The sequence below is a fragment of the Paenibacillus sp. HWE-109 genome (assembly GCF_022163125.1).
Lineage (GTDB): Bacteria > Bacillota > Bacilli > Paenibacillales > NBRC-103111 > Paenibacillus_E.
Genome location: NZ_CP091881.1, coordinates 747,377 through 764,419, shown reverse-complemented (window position 1 = coordinate 764,419; position 17,043 = coordinate 747,377). Strand labels below are relative to the sequence as shown.

Here is a 17,043-nt window from a genome sequence, read left to right as displayed (position 1 = left end):
AATAAACCAATACTAATCATTTCTATTCGGGTCATATTCATCCTCAACTACTGGGATATATGGAGACAGAAAACTGTCTGTCTCATGAGTAATAATCCCACGAGCCAGGGGGGTTTTCTGAAACCCACTTATATATTTCGAGCACATAACTCGAGCTATGATTATGTAAGCCAGAAATGGTCCAAGAATCTAACCCATTCCTTCGTTTAATACTCGAGAGTCCTTCAGTATCTACAACTTTCAAATAGTTGATGAGATTACTGTAAGCTCTATCTTGCATGTTTTCATTTGTATCATGAGTATGGTATCTCAATACAATCCATCCATGAAGTTCAAACATGAGTCCACCCCTTACTCTTGAACTAACGTTCTTCGTTAGTTGAACAACTTATTATTCAACCCCCTTTCTTGGTCCCACAGTATGGAAAAGGTGCTGTCTTTCATGATTTAATGCATCCTCAATACGCTTACATGTGAAATCACTAATCGGTTTAGGAAGTTCATCTCTTGAGCAGAATCTGCATTCTAAAATTTCAGGTTAGCTTGGCTGAGGTATTTGATTATTATCGTTTTATTGCCCAGGATCGTTCAAACACGCCCAAATAGATAAAGTCAAGCATCCAATTATTACAATTTCACATAGGTTAATGTATCAAAATTTGGAGGAGATTACCCAATGAGTTACAATCAACCACACCAACAACACCCTCACCAAATACATCACCATCACCACTTCCATCATGTGATTATTCATCCAACTCAACATCCCCATCACCCAATGCCATACCATGGGATGCATCATGGCCAATGGCATGGTCAGCAGGGCGGATGGCAAGGAATGCCTCAACCAGGTCAACATCAAGGCGGTAATTGGCAAGGAGGACGCGACGATAACCAATAAGATTAAACGGAGTCGTGCGAATTTGTCGTACGGCTCTTTTTTTACTTTGTTATCCATTAATTCTTTTTGAAAGAAATCCTCAATTAATCAGATACACAGATCATTTTGGTTGCTCGTGTAAAATTGAGGTTCCATATGTTGCACCGGGTACATGTGGTGGGGTGTTTCTACGTAAGGCAAGGTTGGCTGCCCAGGGGAGAAATGGTAAGGTGTTCCCTGATACGGTTGGCGGAAAAAGAAAGGATTACCAAATGGACTTCCAAAACCTCCGTGCTCAAAGCCTCCCAAGCCTCCGTGAAAGCCCATATGTGTTGTCCTCCGTTAATGATGATATAGAACATTTAACCATGTATTGTATGGGCTTCTGTCATAACAAGTTCGAAATGAGATGTAAAATAGGCTGTCCCATGTAGTGAACTCTTCTGTCAAATCGCTCAACAGGCTACTAATGTTATGCCGGCAGCCTGTGTCATGATGCTATAGTTTGCCGTTAATCATTCTCATTAGTATATTTTTAAGTCTACTTTTTTTCTTCTCTATTTCAAATGGTCGCATCATATCGTAATCTTCATGTTCGAGCATGTGACAATGCCATACAAAAAGTCCAGCGAAAGGATCGAATCTTGCGATAAAAGAGGTCACGTAACCAGCGGGAGCACGAATCGTATCTTTAAAGCCCCTCTCGTTAGGTTCAGGAGGAACCGCAGGTCCTGTAAACTTAAGTTTATCTGTGGCTTGGAAGTGAGCATCGTCAAAAGGCTGGCGCTCTAGAATTTGCATGTCAACGACATGTAGATGGATGGGGTGGTCATCCGCAGACAGATTAATTAACCGCCAGATTTCAACAGTTCCTAAGTCCATTTTCTCGGATATAGGATCATTCCACATTTTACTGTCAAGTAAATTTAGCGATCTTCCATATTCATCTTCCACCCTAACGAGTGTGAGATCTCTTGTTCTTTTTGACATCTCTCTAGAAAGGAAATCAATTTTCGTTAATTGATCAGGAAGGGAGCTGGCATCTTTGCCTTTTAACGGAGTGGTTACTTTAAACTGCATGACATCGGTTGTTTCGGGGGAGGCACCCTTGAAGACATTTTTAAGAATAATCGTTTTGCCAAAGGATCGAGAAAAATCAACGATCACATCCGCACGTTCGGTCGTTAAGAGGAGGATCTCATTCATTTTCACTGGTTTCTCCAGTAAGCCGCGATCTGTTCCAATTTGATAAAATGGCTGTCCAGAGTCCAGTTTGAATGTAATAGCTCGACTATTACAGTAATTTAACATCCGAAATCGGTATTTTCGCGGTTCTACTTCAAAATAGGGGGATACTTTGCCGTTTACCAAAATGTAATCTGCGTCAAAAGGTGTGACAATTGAAGGATAAGGAAGACGACGATTGTTTTTATCGGGAGTAGAAGGGTAAAAGAGCGAACCGTCCGGGTTAAACGAGCGATCCTGAATCATAAGAGGGATTTCATATTTTCCCGTCGGTAGATTCAGGGATTTTTCATGCTCATCACGAATGATAAAAAAACCTCCAAGTCCCGCATAATTGTTCAATCTCGTAATACCCATTGTGTGGTCATGATAAAATAACGTAGTGGCTTCAAGATTGGGATACTCGCATACTTTTCTTTGAAACTTTGGTCCTGTTTGTTCAAAATTTCTCGTAAACCAAGCATCAGGGTATCCATCACTATGGTCATGCTGTTTTCCACCGTGTAAATGAACCACTGTCCTTACCTGTGGAAGTGTTTTTTCTGCACCATGAATGGTCGTATCGACGGGGAGAAAATGCTTTTTGGGCAAATCATTCATCCATTTGACATATGTCGTTTCATCCTTCATCACATCGAATGTAGGGCCCGGGTACATTCCGTTGTAACCCCATAATCGGGTAGGCCCAAGATCGCGATGTAGTTTTTGGGTAAATTCCCTCATGGTTACTTCATAATACGAACCTTTATTGTCTCGTTTGATCGGGGAAATGGTTTTGGGAATCGGCAGTTTATCGACGAATTTTTGAAGTTTTACTTTTACGGGCATATGGGTGGAGACCTCCTCATGTTTAATACCTTAAGAAAGCGTATGAACGAGAGGGGTCCCACTATGTTTAATTATGGATTTTTCCTTTTCCGGATTCAACTATCATCGATGAATGGAACTCTGTTCCCGCACCTCCTCCCCCTCAACTGCAATCCGTTTCATTGGATCCCAAAACAAGTGCACTCCTAGTTTTGGTGATACATTTTAGTCATCCATACCAGCGATCCGAGGAAAGGGAACTCGGAGTCATCCAGTAAAGCCATGCTCCCTCAAAGAGTGCTTATGCTATTGCTCCAAGAAGTTAACACTCAGTAGTCGTTATCCGTTAGATTCCTGTAGATGGATAAATTTCAGCTTTGTAAAAAAACGAATGCCTCTGTACGATGGAAGTACGCTACGGGTCAAAAGCCCTTTAATTCCATCATCCAGGAGGACGCTCTACTATGAAGTTTAAATCACAAGATAAGCAAAATCAACTCATTGAAAACATTAGCGTTATTCATATTGTTGGCCTCATTTAAGTTAACCCAAGTAATCGTTGATATGGAACCAACTGGTCACTACTGGTTCAGCCTAGATGGTTGGCTAAAAAACAAAGAAATCGAAGCCGTACTTGTTAATCCTCATCTAGTTAAAAAGAATAAAGAAAACCGCGACAATACACGCTCTAAAAGCGACAAAAAAGAAAGCTGGTATTTTAGGTGAGTCTGGAGATCTTAGAGGTTATGCGCACTGGAATGCTCTACTCCGTCACGCAGGCCTCAATGTGACTGAAGCAAGCTCGGGTAAATGGAAGGGACAACTGAAGCTCAGTAATTGAGGCCGTCCACGCCTGCCTCACTTTCTCTATTTAATTACGATCTGCATGGTCATGAGTAACCAAGAATTTAAAGCCTCACATCACCATAATGTTCAAGTAAAAAAACTCAAAAAGATGAAATCTATTATGAAATTATGTGGAAAGCTAGCTCGACTCTTAGTAGGAATGGCTCGTAGTGATGAAGCCTACAACCCCAATAAAATCTTTGCATTAGCAGCTTAAAATAAACTTTATCTCGCAGGAGAAAAAGAAAGCACGGAGTATCGGGATACATTACGCAAAAAGGCTCTGACCTGTTCCGTTATCAATTATTTCAATTGCCCTTACTTTCACTTCCTCGCTTAATCTACCAACTTTCCACTGTGTAGCTGCTAATGAAAGCCAGAAAACATTGTATTCTTCTGGATCTACTTTTTTAATATCGTAACTATCGAATAACTTTTTAGTAACTTCTTCAGAACTTAATCCAGCCGCAATTAAATCTTTAAAATCATTACGTATATCACACGTTAAATCATCTGAAAATATGGCTGGACCCCAAGCTCCCATTTAAATATTCATTCCTTTCCGTTTTTCCACTTAATTAACTTCAAATATTTCCATGAATTATTTATTTGAATAAATTCATCATTGCTCATAAACTATCCTACCTCGTTCGCAGAGATAAGCTCTCTGAAGCCTTCTACTGATGTTATTGAGCTATTGTTCTGCGTTAACGGTTATGACTCTAAATCCGTAATCACACGGCAATCTGCCAACACTTCCGGTTTAAATCGCATACTGTCCGCTTGCGTGATCTGGCGAATTACTCTGCATGGAACACCTGCAGCGAAGGAGCCTTCTGGGATATCTTGAGTCACCACACTACCTGCTCCTATAACGCATCCTTCTCCAATGGTAACACCGCCGCATACCGTTACATTGGCTGATAGCCACACATCGTTTCCAATCGTCACAGGCTTGGCGTAACATAGCGACTTAAGATCACCATTCTGATCAAGCAATTGCCTACGTTCAGAAGCGATGAACGGATGAATGGGTGTAACGATCGTTACATTAGGCCCAAAACTGACATTATTCCCAATGGTAACCTTAGCATCGTCCTGTACGGTAAGATTGTAGTTGCCAAAGAAGTGTTTTCCGATTTCTGTGTGAACCCCGTAATGAAAGAAAATAGGCCCTTGAATGAAGCTACGTTCCCCCATATTGCCAAGCAGTTGTTCAAGTATCTTTTCGCGTTCCTCTGTCTGATCCTCAAAAGTGCGACTATATTGACTGCTAAGGTTATGTGCACGGAGCTTTATAGCCTTTAACTCGGGATTACCAGGACTAAATAAAATCCCCTTAAAAATTCGTTCTTCTTCAGTCATATGTTCATCTCCAATTTATTCGACCGAAACTTTTATCTCAAAGCCGTAGGGTGATTGTTTTGCAAATTGCCAATTGAACACTTTTAATGTGCTCACTGACATCATCTAATCTCTGACCAGTAAGGGTAAAGACCGCTCATTGAAAATAGTCTTCATACTTAAAATACTGTTTTTACCATTCTACCTGATCAAAACGCATGTTTTTGTAGTAAAAGATTTTATCATGATCCGTAATCTCTCGGAGGATCTTGCAGGGATTACCGACTGCTATTACATTGGCTGGAATATCTTTAGTTACCACACTACCGCCACCAATGACGCTTCCCTTTCCGATTGTAACACCCGGTAAAATGATTACGCCGCTGCCAATCCAAACTCCATTTTCGATAACGACCGGCAAGGCAAACATTCCACCTTCTTTGCGCATTTTCGGGTGCACCGGATGGTTGGTCACAGCGATCGTTACATTGGGGCCAAGCATCACGTCATTCCCGATCGTAACCTTATAATCATCGACAACCGTTAAATTAAAGTTGATGTACACATTATTGCCTACCGTAGTATTCGACCCGTAGGACAAATGGATTGGAGGCTCCATCCATACATGTTCACCCATGCTCCCAAAAAGCTGTTTCATCAACAATTTCCGTCCATCCAAATCATCGGGATGCAATCGATTGATTTCGTAGCACAGAACCTTGCCACGCTGGCGTGCACGAGCTAGAGCAGCAGCTTCCTCTGGGTAATTAGCATCGTGATCGGTAAACAATTGACCGTTCTTCATTCGCTCTTGAATATTCATTCATTAGTCTCCTCTGGATAAAATTTATATTTTCATTTATATGAAATTGGTAAAACCCATTTTCTCTAACTAACTTGTTCAAAGTTTCTTGTAATATTGTTCAACCATTTGTATTGACGATATCTGATATAAGTAACAGGAAGCTTAACGACCTCATCCAAGCTAATTACGATATACAACACAATGGGGGGTACTTGGTAAACAAAAGCACACAAGTAGCCAAGTGGTAATATTATGCCCCACATCACAACAGTATCACACCAAAACCCAAATTTAGAATCGCCGCCAGCAGTAAAGATACCCGCAATTATCGTGGCATTCATCGACTTGGCAATACAATAAAAAGCACTGATATACAGCATGCCATCCAAGTAATTTTGTGTAGTAGTGTTCAAGCTCACGATAGAGAAAACCAGCGGTTTTAGCAGCAAAATCGTGCATCCTGCCATAAATCCAAAAATCAAAGCGTACAGGCTCATCCTATTTCCCGCATGTTTCGCTTTCTCAATCTCTCCCTGCCCCAAATATTTTCCAATTAATACAGACCCGCCGCTGGCAATGCCTCCACATAGCACAACAGCCAAGTTCTTAACCATGGATGCCACAGAATTCGCTGCAACCATGTCAGAGTTTACATGTCCGATAATTGCGGCTGTCGCAGTTAAAGCAATGCCCCAAACAATATAATTGCCTTGGACTGGCAAGGTGTATTTCCAGAAATCCTTTAACAAATTACGTTGGCTGCCTTTAGGTGTGGGAAGTCGGAAGCGAATCGACCCTCTGGTAACGGAATGTAGAATACAGCAGGCTAGTTCAATGAAACGAGCTAGTACCGTTGAAAGGGCAACAGACGCAACCGCGAGCTCAGGCATCGTCGGAAACAGAAAAAAGATGCAGATTGCATTAAACAATATGTTCAAAATTAAGCATATAGAGCTAATCGAAGCACTCAGTCGAGCATTTTCCATGCTTCTGATTACGGTGAGATACATCTGCGAAAGGCCCATGGCAATATACGAGAACGAAATCATTTGTAAGAACTTTGAACCATACGCTATCAATTCGGTATCCTTTGTAAAAAATTGCATTAGTGTCTCCGGAACTAAAAACGTAACAGAAAAAAATATAATAGAGATAACTAGCGAGAACGTGCAGGCAATACTGAGAACGCGCTGGATAGTTTCTAAATCTTTCTTGCCCCAATACTGCGCAGTAAGAATACCTGCTCCTGTTGACATCCCCATGTAAAACAAGGTCAACGCAAAGGTGGTTTGTCCTGCGAGTGATACAGCGGACATCGCAGTTTGGCTAATCATGCCCATCATGACCACATCTATTGAAATGACCGTAGCTGAGATCAGATTTTGCAATGCAATGGGAATAACGAGACTCATAAGCTCCCGATTAAATTCACGGTTCATGGGAGTTGTTAGTTGAATACGATTTTTCACCTAATTTCATCCTCTCTCCTTCCTGTTAAATTTAATGATATCAATATATGACAAATTTATGGTCAAATCCATTAAAATTGACTATATTATTATAAGAATCGTATATAGATCAAAGGAGTGATCCATTTGATTAAAAATTTAGAAGTGTTTTCGGATTTATCGGAACGCTTGGATTATAATCTTCCTGATTTACCTCTTTATGTTCGTAAAGGAAGTTTGCATCAATTTAATAATTATGCTGCTGCTGCTCATTGGCATTCAGATGTAGAGTTCATTTATATTCTAAAAGGATCAATGGATTTTTCTGTTAACGGACATATTACTCGCATAGAACAAGCGAATGGAATTTTCGTGAATAGCTGCCGATTACATTTTGGTTTCTCCCAAGATCATATCGATTGTTTATTCATTGTTGTTGTCATTCACCCCGCCCTTCTTGGCAATGGTGTATCCCCACTTCAAACCTATTGGGACGAAAAATTCAATCAAATAACGGACGACTTTGTATTGCTCACAAACCAAGTTGCTTGGCAACAGAGCATATTGCTGTCTCTTCAAGCGATCTATGATGAAATGCACTGTAGCAATTCCCCAAATCCGCTTCGTCTCGCTTCACAAGCTTTATCTTTATGTGCCTTAATCGGAGATCACCTACAACCGAAGATAGGGCAACCTGAAGACATACAATTGTGGACAAATGTTCAGAAAATGACCAATTTCATCCGTCAACACTACGAGCAAAAAATAACGCTTGAAGATATAGCATCAGCGGGAACTGTTTGCAGGAGTCGCTGATGCACATTGTTTAATAAGTATGTAGGTCAAACCCCTAACACGTATCTAACGAGATATCGAATTCAGAAAAGTTGTGAAATGCTGAAGGAAACAAAACGATCCATAAGCGAAATTGCACTTGCTTGTGGTTTCCAAAGCAGTAGTTACTTCACCTCTATTTTCCGGAAACAACTGGGTTTGGTTCCACAGGATTATCGAAAACAAATAAAAATTAACCATATATCTTGCGAAGATTGACCAGGAATACAGTGAAAATAGAAACAGCGGTAGCCTTGAACCAAAAATAAAGTTCTAGACTGCCGCCGTTTTATTGAAAACTAACGTTCCCTGATAGTTGATAGTCAACTTTCACTCTTATTCCCGAATACTCATGACAATAAACCATGCGGAGCCTTGCCAGATCGCAATATGCTCGATTTGCTGCTCGCCCCTCTCCAATAACTGATTTTATTCAGGTTACTGGGGGATCCACATGAAGGTCTTAATCTGGGACAGCAATCTCCCAGCGTGTAAACATAACTTCAAAGCCCTCACGAGTTGGTGAGCACGCAAACGGGCCTGCTTGATTCCCTGTATGGTATGGGAACGGCGTGACTTATCTCGAATAGTACTATCAACAAATACTGCCTCGCTTGTACATGCTATAATCTACAACCTCGCCATTATTGATAATGAAGATGTTATCCGAATCAACACCAACTGCTTCGGCTAATAAACGGTGCTGATGAAGCATTCGATATTCCCCATGAATGTGAGAAGACATCTTTTACAATAAATAATGTTGGCCTACCTATAGGCGTTTTATGATCGATTGCTAATAATTTTATATCAGCAGGGGTGGAATCAATTTGATAGAGATCTAAATTCCTTGTTCATTCTTCGTTGACCAAAGGAGTGTCCTTTCCGTTCCCTAAGTGAATAGTTCTTATTGTACCAATATCGGAACTGCTTCTCTGAAGGAGCTTTGGTTTCATCAACTAGTGGCGCTAGTTTACCTCTTTTTCGATAATAAGAATCTGGATAATACTCCTCACACATCCTTTGGTGAGTTTCAATTATGTCTGTTTTTTCAGCTATCCGGAATTTTTCTGCCCCGTTTTGAAGCAAGAACTTTACTACCTCTAATTATTCATTTTCTACAGCTATATTTAGTAAAGAATGACCTCTATTTATACATTCATAATTGGCACTAATACCTCTTGAAAAAAAGGATTTTACGCACTCAATATCACCTCTCGCAACTGCTCTACAGATATTATCATCCAAGATTTCCACTCCCTCTAAGGGTATTTAACCATGAATAACCATTTACGTAATTGCCCCGATAGTTCAACAAAGCCAGCCTATCGTAATGACCGGCTATCCGTTGGCATACCTTTTCTATTCGAATGGCTCTAGCTTTCGTTCTGCCGAATCTACCTGTACTTCGCACCACATGACCTGTTCGTGATGACGTGCGCAGGAGTATTGGCGGAATGGTTTCGGGATACATGGTTCCGTCATTCCCATCTTCGGTTGTAAAGTTAAGATTACTCATTGTAATCTCCTATTTTCCCATTAGTTAAAGCACTACACTTTATTCCTCGATTAAGAATCTCTTTGCTACAGCTCAAAATCATCATCGGAGAACATGCAGGAAGCAGCTGCCGCTGCGATCTGCCCCCTTGTTGTTTGTACTAACTTTTATTCAATGGCTTCCTTTACCCAGACTAGACATGTAATTTTAAGTTAAGCTTTTCAGAACTCCACTTCCAAAGCTCAAGTGCATGCTCCTTATTGTACGATTCCTCGGACGATGCTATTTCTTGAGGTCCGTCCCAATACGATCCACTCTGTACAGAGCCCCTAAGAACAAGGTTTGCAAGATCATTTCCGGATTGTTTGGTTGTCCGAACACTGGAGCGAACGAAACGCAAAAGCGGCATGATATTATTCCACATAAATCGTAACAAAGGATTATAATCCCTCGTGAGGGCTGAGCCTTTGCCAGGCATCATACCGGGATTAAATGCTGCCACCGAGATGGAACGCTTGGATTGCTGAATTTGACGGGACAGCTCATAAGCAAAGTACAGATTGCAGAGCTTGGAAGTTGTGTAGCGAACCTGACCTTTTGCTAAATCAGATAGACTACCTAGTAGCCGATCGGATTCAACAGGATCAGCCAATATGGTGGGACTTGCGTAACGAGGAGCTGGCATTCCGGTTTTCTTGCTGAAATCATGAGTATCGCTGCTTACGACGACGATACGTCCGTTTTCTTGAAGGTGATTTAGCAATAACCGCACAAGCATGAAGTGACCCAGATGATTCACGCCAAAAGTGGCTTCAATACCATCGGCAGTCATTTGTGTACCTTGCACAAATTGAGTACCGGCATTGCAGACAATGACATGAAGTGGAGGAAGCCCTGCCATTGAGAACTGATCGGCAAATTGTTTGACCGATGAAATGGAGGACAGGTCCAATACGATCGCAGAGACATTGGGATTTTGAGTGGTCTGAATCAAATCCTGGGCTGCTTGATCTCCTTTGTTTTGACTGCGCGATGCTATTACGACATGCCAATCCGTGGAAGCGCCAGCAATGACTTTGGCCGCTTCAAATCCCAACCCCGTATTTCCTCCCGTAATGATCACTGTTTTCGTGGCCTTTTTCTTCATTTGACTCACTCCTCTTTGGTTATATACGATACGATACAATACCGTATCGTATATGTCAAATAAAAAAACCTTGCTTCATTGCTACAAGGTCCTTAATTGGGTTCTCTCATGCCGTTTACGACCAGCTCTATTCCTTGTTTAAGGAAAGCATCCAAACCCGTGGATGGGGGCTTAAACAACAATTGATACATAACAAAGCCAATCAACAGATCTGAAACCAGGTCAACATTGACCTTATCGCTTAGCCTCTCTTTAGAACGGTGTTGAGCAATAATACTTGAAATTTCTTTGGTCTTGGGAAGAGAATGATTTTCCCAGAACGATTCGGATATTTGGGAACTGCCAGATATGGTTGAAATCAGCAGCGAGAGCATTTGCTTTCCAAGCGGTGTATTCATCTGCTGTGCGAAATTACGCGCAAGTTCGTATAGCACTTCGTTAAGATCCCCTTCTGCAGACGCTTTGAATTCAGGTTTTATTTGTTCGAGTGCTTCAACAATCAGAGCTTCCTTATTGTTCCACCTTCGGTAGATTGAGCTTTTCCCGACAGCTGCACGTTGAGCAATCATTTCAATGCTTATTTTCTCGACGCCATGCTCCGCGAGCAAGGACAATGTTGCATCCAAAATGCTGCGATGAACCTCGTTACTTCGTGGCCGACCGCGGGATTCGCCAGAAACTGAATTTTGTGTAATATCCATCATTGATCCCTCCCAGTCCTGTATTGATAAAACATGTAAATAATTATATCACAAAGTTAGGCCCCCTCAACTTTCCACATTAAACTCCCGTTAACGTAATGGAACTGCCGATCATTCCAGCAGCCTCCATTAGTTGTGTTTATTGAGCTATAGTTCTTTCGATAGCTGAACTGGCTGCCGAGCGGCAGCCTCCAAATTCTTAATAACCATAAAGTCATAAAATACACTTTCTATGCAATTAGAGTCAATAAAGTGAAATATTTATTAAAAGGTAGGAGCAGGTGGTTCGTCTATTTTCATACGGAGTAAACTATAAGGCTTCTGCCGCAGGTCATTTCCATAATGAAATCTTGCCTGCCGATGTAATTGGTTCACGATGAAATATAAGTATTGATCTGGACCAATCGAAAAAGTATCCGGCCATAAAATTCTCGGATCATGTGCGATCGTTTCCATGATGCCATTCGGCAATATCTTTCGAATACTGTTGTTTTCGTAATCTCCAGCATAAAGGGTTCCTTTTGCACCGGTGATCATTCCATCTGAAGCACCTTTTTCTCCCCAATACTTCACGTGATCCTGTAAATTCATATCCGGTATCGTTCGGTCTCTTAGGACTTCCGTTGAAATCGAGTACAGATGTCGACTGGAGAGAGGACAAAAATACAAAATCTTGCCGTCTGGGGAAATCGCTATACCATCAGAGGCCAATCTAAAGGGTGAAGTAGATCCAGCTTTGTTTCGATTCATCAGGATTTCACCTTCGACTTTCGGTAAAAGAAAGAGATCGGGCGAAGTTGAATATGCCCCGTTTAACCGTCTCCAGGCAATACCCGTTTCTAAATCAACGACAATAATGGCACCCGGTCCTCGGGAAGACGAATCCGTTATATAAGCATAACCTGCTTTACCAACACGAAAATCAAATCGGACATCATTCAGATAAGTGGTTGGCAGGACAACATCCTCTGTAAATGTAAATACGCTTCTTATGGTATTTGTATTTAAATCTACAGCGACTAACTTCGCCCCCCCTTTGATGGGTTCTGAGAAATTAGGAGCCCCCGTATCCAGTACCCAAAGCGTTCCCTTTCCATCAGCAACGACACTTTGGACACAAATGAAGGACGCTGTGATATTCGATTGGCTTACCAAATTAGCGTCTAAACTAGGATAAGGCTGTAATGTACCGCGAACGATTTCAGCCACCGTAAATTTAACATCGTCTCCCCATCTTGGAAAGCAAATAAAAATGCGCCCAGTTTCAGAAACAGTAACGCCTGTAGGCATAGCCCCGTAAAATAAAAAAACCGCTTCAAACTTACCAAAATACTTTTCACTCGGTAACATCATTTGTATAAAATCCTCCTCAACAAGTTCGAACTGCTATCACCTATATATGACAAAGTGTGGTTCAAGTGCCTGGATAACAAACTATTTTTAAGGGAACCCCGCAAGTTCGTGTCTATGACGGACAACGAGTAAACGGTGTTGTGTTTTTCCCTAAGTATCACCACCCACGAGAGTATGAATAAAAAGAACACTATACATAGGAGCCTCCTTCCTTGTACAAGCTATGGTCAAGAACAAGGAACGAAATTTATTGCTGCTAGTCTGGTTTGTGTCTATAACCACCATCTATTTTCATGTTACAAGAGCAAAAGCTCATGAATTTGTGTTGTGCTTTCTTGTGTGTCAGGCTGTTGGATGGATAGTAGAAGTGCTGCTCGTACAATATACCGAACTGATTCGGTATGTTCGTTGGAACTGGTTTTGGTCATGGGCCACGATTTTTCTCACATTCCTGATAACTCGAGTGTTCTGTGTGATCTACTTCGGAACCACGACACGAGTGAAAGCGGCAAAATAAAAGAACGCAGCCAGTACGACACGTTCCTAAATGTGGGGCTATGCCGCCAAGACGTCGCCCCGCCCAGCTTACTCTGTGGTGTTGAAGAACGTCGGCATTTTAACGACCAACCGGTAAATAATAAGAAGCAGAAGAAAAAGGGAGGCCCCTTAAAGGCATCCCTTTCGCTTGTCATGATTCGCTGTGCTGGTCCGGCAAATCAAGCGCGTTCGCCGAAGTGCAAAAATTGACAGACGACCATACCTCGACATTAGTGAGCTTGATTCCACTTGTATACAAAGAAACAAGGAGAATCTCGCCACTACCAAAGCTACCGTTTTATTGTTGGTCCGGCAGACGTAATGCGTTTGCTGAAGTTTGTGCTTGATCTAAAAATTCCTCTGCTTGGGTCAATTGCTGCCGGGCCGTCTCCAAAGCTTGTGAATTTGTTGCCGCATTAGATTCACTTATCGAGCTTATCGCCTGATTTAAAGCCGTTTGCGCCTCAGAAACCGCGTTAGATGCATGCTGCTCAAGCGTATTACCGCTAGAGTTAAGTGTACCTTCCGCCGGTTTTCTTGCATTTTTGGTGGCTAGATCAATTCTGTTTTCATTGGGCAAGGTAAGTCCTCCTTCCTTGAGCAAAGATCAATAACTTAAACAGAATTAAGTATGCGGTTGAGATTTTGTTTATATTCTTACGACTGCATGGGAATATTCGGACCCCACATTTCCGGCAATTAATTTTTGTATAATATCCGATGCGTAGGTAAATCTAACTTTGATGAAAAAGGGAGGGGATAATTTCTCAATGAATACGCCAACGCTAGCGCCGCACGAATCGATGGAACTGCATGAAGCGTTAAACTTTAAAACGCTTTGCCTCGCTAAGTCAAAACTTATGCAAGGCTTGGTCTTTGACCAAGAGCTAAAAGCGTTAATGCAGAAAGACGTAATGCAATCCACACAACAGATCGCCGAGCTGCAAGTAATCTACGCAAGAGCTCCTTTCCAAGCGCCTGTTCCGAATAGCCCTACACCTATTACACATTAAAGGGGAACAAAAATGAATACCGATTATTTAGATCCGATCAATTCATTAAATATGCCGGAAATGGCAGATATGACTTTTGCAATGGACTTCCTTCTTCGTGCCAAGGAGGGTGTGCGAAATTTGTCCATCGCCCTGACGGAAACGGCTTCTCCGGATGTAAGAGCGCTTCTACGCAATCATCTTAAGCAAGGGATTGCAATGCACCAAGAAATCACGGAGCTCATGATTCGCAAAAAATGGTTCCATCCTTACGAGCTAAACGAACAGTACCAACTCGACCAGCTTTCAGCGAAAAATACGGTGATGATCGGGCAGATGAATTTGTTCCCGGGTGATACGTCGCGTAAAGGGATGTTTGATCGGACCCCAGATGAACATATTGGAGGACATAAAGCATGAAGGCGGTAACTTATCAAGGGATTAAAAATGTCGTGGTCAAAGAGGTGCCGGATCCGAAGATTGAGAAACCGGACGATATGATCGTAAGGGTTACCAGTTCCGCCATTTGCGGCTCGGACCTTCACCTGATTCACGGGATGATCCCTAACCTTCAGGAGAACTATGTCATTGGGCATGAACCTATGGGGATCGTAGAAGAAGTAGGCCCTGGAGTGACCAAGGTAAAGAAAGGCGACCGGGTGATCATCCCTTTCAACATCGCATGCGGAGAATGCTTTTATTGTAAGAATCAGTTGGAAAGCCAATGCGACAACTCAAACGAACACGGGGATATGGGCGCATATTTCGGCTACTCCGGAACGACCGGTGGTTATCCTGGGGGGCAAGCCGAGTATTTACGAGTTCCGTTTGCTAATTTCACCCACTTCAAGATTCCTGAAAACTGCGAGCAACCGGATGAAAAGCTAAGCTTGATCGCCGATACCATGACGACGGCGTTCTGGAGCGTAGATAATGCCGGCGTCAAGAATGGAGATACAGTCATCGTGCTCGGCTGCGGTCCGATCGGACTTCTGGCCCAGAAGTTCTGCTGGCTGAAGGGAGCAAAGCGGGTCATCGCCGTTGACTATGTCGATTACCGCTTGCAGCATGCGAAGCGAACGAACAATGTGGAAATCGTAAACTTCGAACAGGATAAGAATATCGGCAACAATCTCAAGGAAATGACCAAAGGCGGCGCCGATGTCGTGATTGATGCGGTAGGAATGGACGGCAAGATGAGCGATCTCGAATTTCTAGCCAGCGGTTTGAAACTGCAAGGCGGCACCATGAGCGCATTTATCATTGCGTCTCAGGCTGTCCGCAAAGGCGGGACCATCCAAGTCACTGGGGTATATGGCGGACGCTATAACGGATTCCCGTTCGGCGACATCATGCAGCGCAACGTGAATATCCGTTCCGGACAAGCTCCGGTCATTCATTATATGCCGTATATGTACGAGTTGGTTACGTCGGGGAAAGTAGACCCTGGAGACGTTGTTACGCACGTCATTCCGCTCAGCGAGGCCAAGCGCGGCTATGAAGTGTTCGATACGAAAACGGACGATTGCATCAAAGTCGTCTTAAAACCTTGAATATGGATGAATAAATGGGAGGACAATCCAAATGAATTCCAATTACGCCTTGCATGAGATGCTGGCGGTTCATGAAATGGCTGCGTTCAAGACCGTTTGCTTGACCAAATCCAAAACCATGCAAGCTCTGGTAACCGACCCGGAGCTCATACAAATTTTGCAGCAAGACGTGCAATTATCACAACAGCAGCTTCAGGAGCTCGGTGGAGTGCTGTCTAAAGTGACTCTTATAGGAGATAAAACATGAATACAATAGTAGAACACATGACAGGGCTTCATACGCTAACCGACGACGTTATCGCAATGGATTTTTTGATGAACGCCAAGAGCGGAGTCAGAAACTACGCCATGGCCGTAACCGAATGTGCCACCCCCGAAATCAAGCAAGTTTTGATGAAACAGCTCGACGAAGCTATAGACTCCCATGAAAAGATAACAAACTACATGATGCAGCGGGGCCTATACCATCCCTACCATATTCCAGAGCAAATTCAGCTCGATCTTAAAAATATTCAGACCGCTATGAATATTCCGTCCTGACACCGGATTCGTCCCGCCAAAACGCGCAAAACCACCATGGTTCAGGCGCGTTTTTTGATTTTAGCCGAAGACTTTAGAGAATAAAATGGTCTGCGGCTTCGTCACAACACACTTGAACAAGCGTTCCTTCGTTTGTTTTGCTTCTGATTGTCATCGCCACGCACTTTTTGGAAATCCCCGCGGCATTCTGCTCCCTGTTTTTAACTCAATAAAGTTTCTCGTTAGATTCCTGTAGATGGATAAATTTCAGCTGTAAATAAACGAGCGCCTCAGTACGAAGTACACTCAGGGTCAAATACCAATACCGTAAATTTTTAACTCCTCAATAGCTGGTTGCCAAAACTTTATAAAGAATTCTTCGCTAGATATTGGTATTTCAAAACCTAGTTCAAATGAATTATCCTTTTGATTCATTCTAAACACACCAACAGACATTATGTAGCCTCCAAACTCCACGGTGTATTCGAGAAATGATTAAGCTAACGTTCCCAGTTAGTTTAGAACGTGTGAATT

21 protein-coding genes and 1 pseudogene are annotated in these 17,043 nt (G+C 42.4%); 9 read left to right on the top strand and 13 right to left on the bottom strand.

The features are described 5' to 3' along the window. Positions 1 to 82 precede the first annotated feature (82 nt). The 3 genes from LOZ80_RS39370 to LOZ80_RS03310 all read right to left on the bottom strand — a co-directional run bounded on the left by LOZ80_RS39370 (position 83) and on the right by LOZ80_RS03310 (position 2,953). On the bottom strand, positions 83 to 280 hold the full coding sequence (locus LOZ80_RS39370; RefSeq protein ID WP_443147045.1) for a hypothetical protein: 198 nt from the start codon (positions 278 to 280) through the stop codon (positions 83 to 85). A gap of 372 nt (positions 281 to 652) precedes the next feature. Beyond that, on the bottom strand, positions 653 to 958 hold the full coding sequence (locus tag LOZ80_RS03315) for a hypothetical protein (protein ID WP_238170085.1): 306 nt from the start codon (positions 956 to 958) through the stop codon (positions 653 to 655). 420 nt (positions 959 to 1,378) lie between these two features. Next, positions 1,379 to 2,953, bottom strand: a complete 1,575-nt coding sequence (locus tag LOZ80_RS03310; protein WP_238170084.1) for a multicopper oxidase family protein — start codon at positions 2,951 to 2,953, stop codon at positions 1,379 to 1,381. Between the two features lie 543 nt (positions 2,954 to 3,496). Between LOZ80_RS03310 and LOZ80_RS39365 the strand changes: the two genes are divergently transcribed. Together LOZ80_RS39365 and LOZ80_RS39360 are read left to right on the top strand one after the other, a co-directional pair. Further along, positions 3,497 to 3,658, top strand: coding sequence for a hypothetical protein (locus LOZ80_RS39365; RefSeq protein ID WP_443147044.1), 162 nt, complete (start codon positions 3,497 to 3,499; stop codon positions 3,656 to 3,658). After that, a pseudogene (locus LOZ80_RS39360) lies at positions 3,642 to 3,995 on the top strand (transposase); the annotation flags it as partial. The gene LOZ80_RS39365 and the pseudogene LOZ80_RS39360, both read left to right, overlap by 17 nt. A gap of 51 nt (positions 3,996 to 4,046) precedes the next feature. Here the strand turns inward: LOZ80_RS39360 and LOZ80_RS03300 are convergent. The 4 genes from LOZ80_RS03300 to LOZ80_RS03285 all read right to left on the bottom strand — a co-directional run bounded on the left by LOZ80_RS03300 (position 4,047) and on the right by LOZ80_RS03285 (position 7,396). Continuing rightward, positions 4,047 to 4,322, bottom strand: a complete 276-nt coding sequence (locus LOZ80_RS03300; protein WP_238170083.1) for a MarR family transcriptional regulator — start codon at positions 4,320 to 4,322, stop codon at positions 4,047 to 4,049. Positions 4,323 to 4,492: 170 nt separating this feature from the next. After that, on the bottom strand, positions 4,493 to 5,143 hold the full coding sequence (locus tag LOZ80_RS03295) for a sugar O-acetyltransferase (RefSeq protein ID WP_238170082.1): 651 nt from the start codon (positions 5,141 to 5,143) through the stop codon (positions 4,493 to 4,495). Between the two features lie 172 nt (positions 5,144 to 5,315). Continuing rightward, positions 5,316 to 5,945 carry a DapH/DapD/GlmU-related protein gene (locus tag LOZ80_RS03290; protein ID WP_238170081.1) on the bottom strand — a complete coding sequence of 210 codons (630 nt, stop codon included), beginning with the start codon at positions 5,943 to 5,945 and terminating at the stop codon, positions 5,316 to 5,318. A 65-nt stretch (positions 5,946 to 6,010) separates the two neighbouring features. After that, entirely contained in the window at positions 6,011 to 7,396 is a 1,386-nt protein-coding gene (locus tag LOZ80_RS03285) for an MATE family efflux transporter (RefSeq protein ID WP_238170080.1), read from the bottom strand. Between the two features lie 126 nt (positions 7,397 to 7,522). Here LOZ80_RS03285 and LOZ80_RS03280 point away from each other — a divergent pair, with 126 nt between their 5' ends. Beyond that, positions 7,523 to 8,191, top strand: coding sequence for an AraC family ligand binding domain-containing protein (locus LOZ80_RS03280; protein WP_238170079.1), 669 nt, complete (start codon positions 7,523 to 7,525; stop codon positions 8,189 to 8,191). A gap of 6 nt (positions 8,192 to 8,197) precedes the next feature. Then, positions 8,198 to 8,428 carry a helix-turn-helix domain-containing protein gene (locus LOZ80_RS03275; protein WP_238170078.1) on the top strand — a complete coding sequence of 77 codons (231 nt, stop codon included), beginning with the start codon at positions 8,198 to 8,200 and terminating at the stop codon, positions 8,426 to 8,428. Between the two features lie 1,021 nt (positions 8,429 to 9,449). Here the strand turns inward: LOZ80_RS03275 and LOZ80_RS03265 are convergent. From LOZ80_RS03265 to LOZ80_RS03245, 5 genes are all read right to left on the bottom strand, one after another. Beyond that, the gene (locus tag LOZ80_RS03265; protein ID WP_238170077.1) at positions 9,450 to 9,728 is read right to left on the bottom strand and encodes a hypothetical protein; all 279 of its coding nucleotides are present in this window, start codon (positions 9,726 to 9,728) and stop codon (positions 9,450 to 9,452) included. A gap of 172 nt (positions 9,729 to 9,900) precedes the next feature. Beyond that, the gene (locus LOZ80_RS03260) at positions 9,901 to 10,854 is read right to left on the bottom strand and encodes an SDR family NAD(P)-dependent oxidoreductase (protein ID WP_238170076.1); all 954 of its coding nucleotides are present in this window, start codon (positions 10,852 to 10,854) and stop codon (positions 9,901 to 9,903) included. 92 nt (positions 10,855 to 10,946) lie between these two features. Further along, on the bottom strand, positions 10,947 to 11,558 hold the full coding sequence (locus tag LOZ80_RS03255) for a TetR/AcrR family transcriptional regulator (protein ID WP_238170075.1): 612 nt from the start codon (positions 11,556 to 11,558) through the stop codon (positions 10,947 to 10,949). A gap of 261 nt (positions 11,559 to 11,819) precedes the next feature. Then, positions 11,820 to 12,914 (bottom strand): L-dopachrome tautomerase-related protein, encoded by a 1,095-nt coding sequence (locus LOZ80_RS03250; protein WP_238172882.1) that lies wholly within the window; start codon positions 12,912 to 12,914, stop codon positions 11,820 to 11,822. Between the two features lie 829 nt (positions 12,915 to 13,743). Continuing rightward, the gene (locus LOZ80_RS03245) at positions 13,744 to 14,025 is read right to left on the bottom strand and encodes a hypothetical protein (protein ID WP_238170074.1); all 282 of its coding nucleotides are present in this window, start codon (positions 14,023 to 14,025) and stop codon (positions 13,744 to 13,746) included. A gap of 190 nt (positions 14,026 to 14,215) precedes the next feature. Between LOZ80_RS03245 and LOZ80_RS03240 the strand changes: the two genes are divergently transcribed. Genes LOZ80_RS03240 through LOZ80_RS03220 form a run of 5 tightly spaced genes read left to right on the top strand, consistent with a single transcriptional unit; the run spans position 14,216 to position 16,530 of the window. Continuing rightward, on the top strand, positions 14,216 to 14,458 hold the full coding sequence (locus LOZ80_RS03240; protein ID WP_238170073.1) for a spore gernimation protein GerQ: 243 nt from the start codon (positions 14,216 to 14,218) through the stop codon (positions 14,456 to 14,458). A 12-nt stretch (positions 14,459 to 14,470) separates the two neighbouring features. Next, entirely contained in the window at positions 14,471 to 14,857 is a 387-nt protein-coding gene (locus LOZ80_RS03235; RefSeq protein ID WP_053376866.1) for a spore coat protein, read from the top strand. After that, positions 14,854 to 15,990 (top strand): zinc-dependent alcohol dehydrogenase, encoded by a 1,137-nt coding sequence (locus tag LOZ80_RS03230; RefSeq protein ID WP_238170072.1) that lies wholly within the window; start codon positions 14,854 to 14,856, stop codon positions 15,988 to 15,990. The genes LOZ80_RS03235 and LOZ80_RS03230 overlap by 4 nt, the downstream gene beginning before the upstream one ends. Before the next feature lie 31 nt (positions 15,991 to 16,021). Then, positions 16,022 to 16,237 (top strand): hypothetical protein, encoded by a 216-nt coding sequence (locus tag LOZ80_RS03225; RefSeq protein WP_238170071.1) that lies wholly within the window; start codon positions 16,022 to 16,024, stop codon positions 16,235 to 16,237. After that, complete coding sequence (locus LOZ80_RS03220) at positions 16,234 to 16,530, top strand: spore coat protein (protein ID WP_238170070.1); 297 nt, start codon at positions 16,234 to 16,236, stop codon at positions 16,528 to 16,530. Before LOZ80_RS03225 ends, LOZ80_RS03220 begins: the two co-directional genes overlap by 4 nt. Positions 16,531 to 16,821: 291 nt before the next feature. Here the strand turns inward: LOZ80_RS03220 and LOZ80_RS03215 are convergent, their stop codons facing one another. After that, positions 16,822 to 16,965: a hypothetical protein gene (locus LOZ80_RS03215; RefSeq protein WP_238170069.1), complete on the bottom strand. Its 144-nt coding sequence runs from the start codon at positions 16,963 to 16,965 to the stop codon at positions 16,822 to 16,824. Between the last annotated feature and the right edge of the window lie 78 nt (positions 16,966 to 17,043).

Bases quoted from the DNA above. Each gene is read 5' to 3' on its own strand.
- LOZ80_RS03220 (WP_238170070.1), top strand. From the start codon at position 16,234: ATGAATACAATAGTAGAACACATGACAGGGCTTCATACGCTAACCGAC.
- LOZ80_RS03315 (WP_238170085.1), bottom strand. From the start codon at position 958: ATGGATAACAAAGTAAAAAAAGAGCCGTACGACAAATTCGCACGACTC.
- LOZ80_RS03235 (WP_053376866.1), top strand. From the start codon at position 14,471: ATGAATACCGATTATTTAGATCCGATCAATTCATTAAATATGCCGGAA.
- LOZ80_RS03225 (WP_238170071.1), top strand. From the start codon at position 16,022: ATGAATTCCAATTACGCCTTGCATGAGATGCTGGCGGTTCATGAAATG.
- LOZ80_RS03300 (WP_238170083.1), bottom strand. From the start codon at position 4,322: ATGGGAGCTTGGGGTCCAGCCATATTTTCAGATGATTTAACGTGTGAT.
- LOZ80_RS03260 (WP_238170076.1), bottom strand. From the start codon at position 10,854: ATGAAGAAAAAGGCCACGAAAACAGTGATCATTACGGGAGGAAATACG.
- LOZ80_RS39365 (WP_443147044.1), top strand. From the start codon at position 3,497: ATGGAACCAACTGGTCACTACTGGTTCAGCCTAGATGGTTGGCTAAAA.
- LOZ80_RS03240 (WP_238170073.1), top strand. From the start codon at position 14,216: ATGAATACGCCAACGCTAGCGCCGCACGAATCGATGGAACTGCATGAA.
- LOZ80_RS03310 (WP_238170084.1), bottom strand. From the start codon at position 2,953: ATGCCCGTAAAAGTAAAACTTCAAAAATTCGTCGATAAACTGCCGATT.
- LOZ80_RS03215 (WP_238170069.1), bottom strand. From the start codon at position 16,965: ATGTCTGTTGGTGTGTTTAGAATGAATCAAAAGGATAATTCATTTGAA.
- LOZ80_RS03255 (WP_238170075.1), bottom strand. From the start codon at position 11,558: ATGATGGATATTACACAAAATTCAGTTTCTGGCGAATCCCGCGGTCGG.
- LOZ80_RS03230 (WP_238170072.1), top strand. From the start codon at position 14,854: ATGAAGGCGGTAACTTATCAAGGGATTAAAAATGTCGTGGTCAAAGAG.
- LOZ80_RS39370 (WP_443147045.1), bottom strand. From the start codon at position 280: ATGCAAGATAGAGCTTACAGTAATCTCATCAACTATTTGAAAGTTGTA.
- LOZ80_RS03265 (WP_238170077.1), bottom strand. From the start codon at position 9,728: ATGAGTAATCTTAACTTTACAACCGAAGATGGGAATGACGGAACCATG.
- LOZ80_RS03290 (WP_238170081.1), bottom strand. From the start codon at position 5,945: ATGAATATTCAAGAGCGAATGAAGAACGGTCAATTGTTTACCGATCAC.
- LOZ80_RS03295 (WP_238170082.1), bottom strand. From the start codon at position 5,143: ATGACTGAAGAAGAACGAATTTTTAAGGGGATTTTATTTAGTCCTGGT.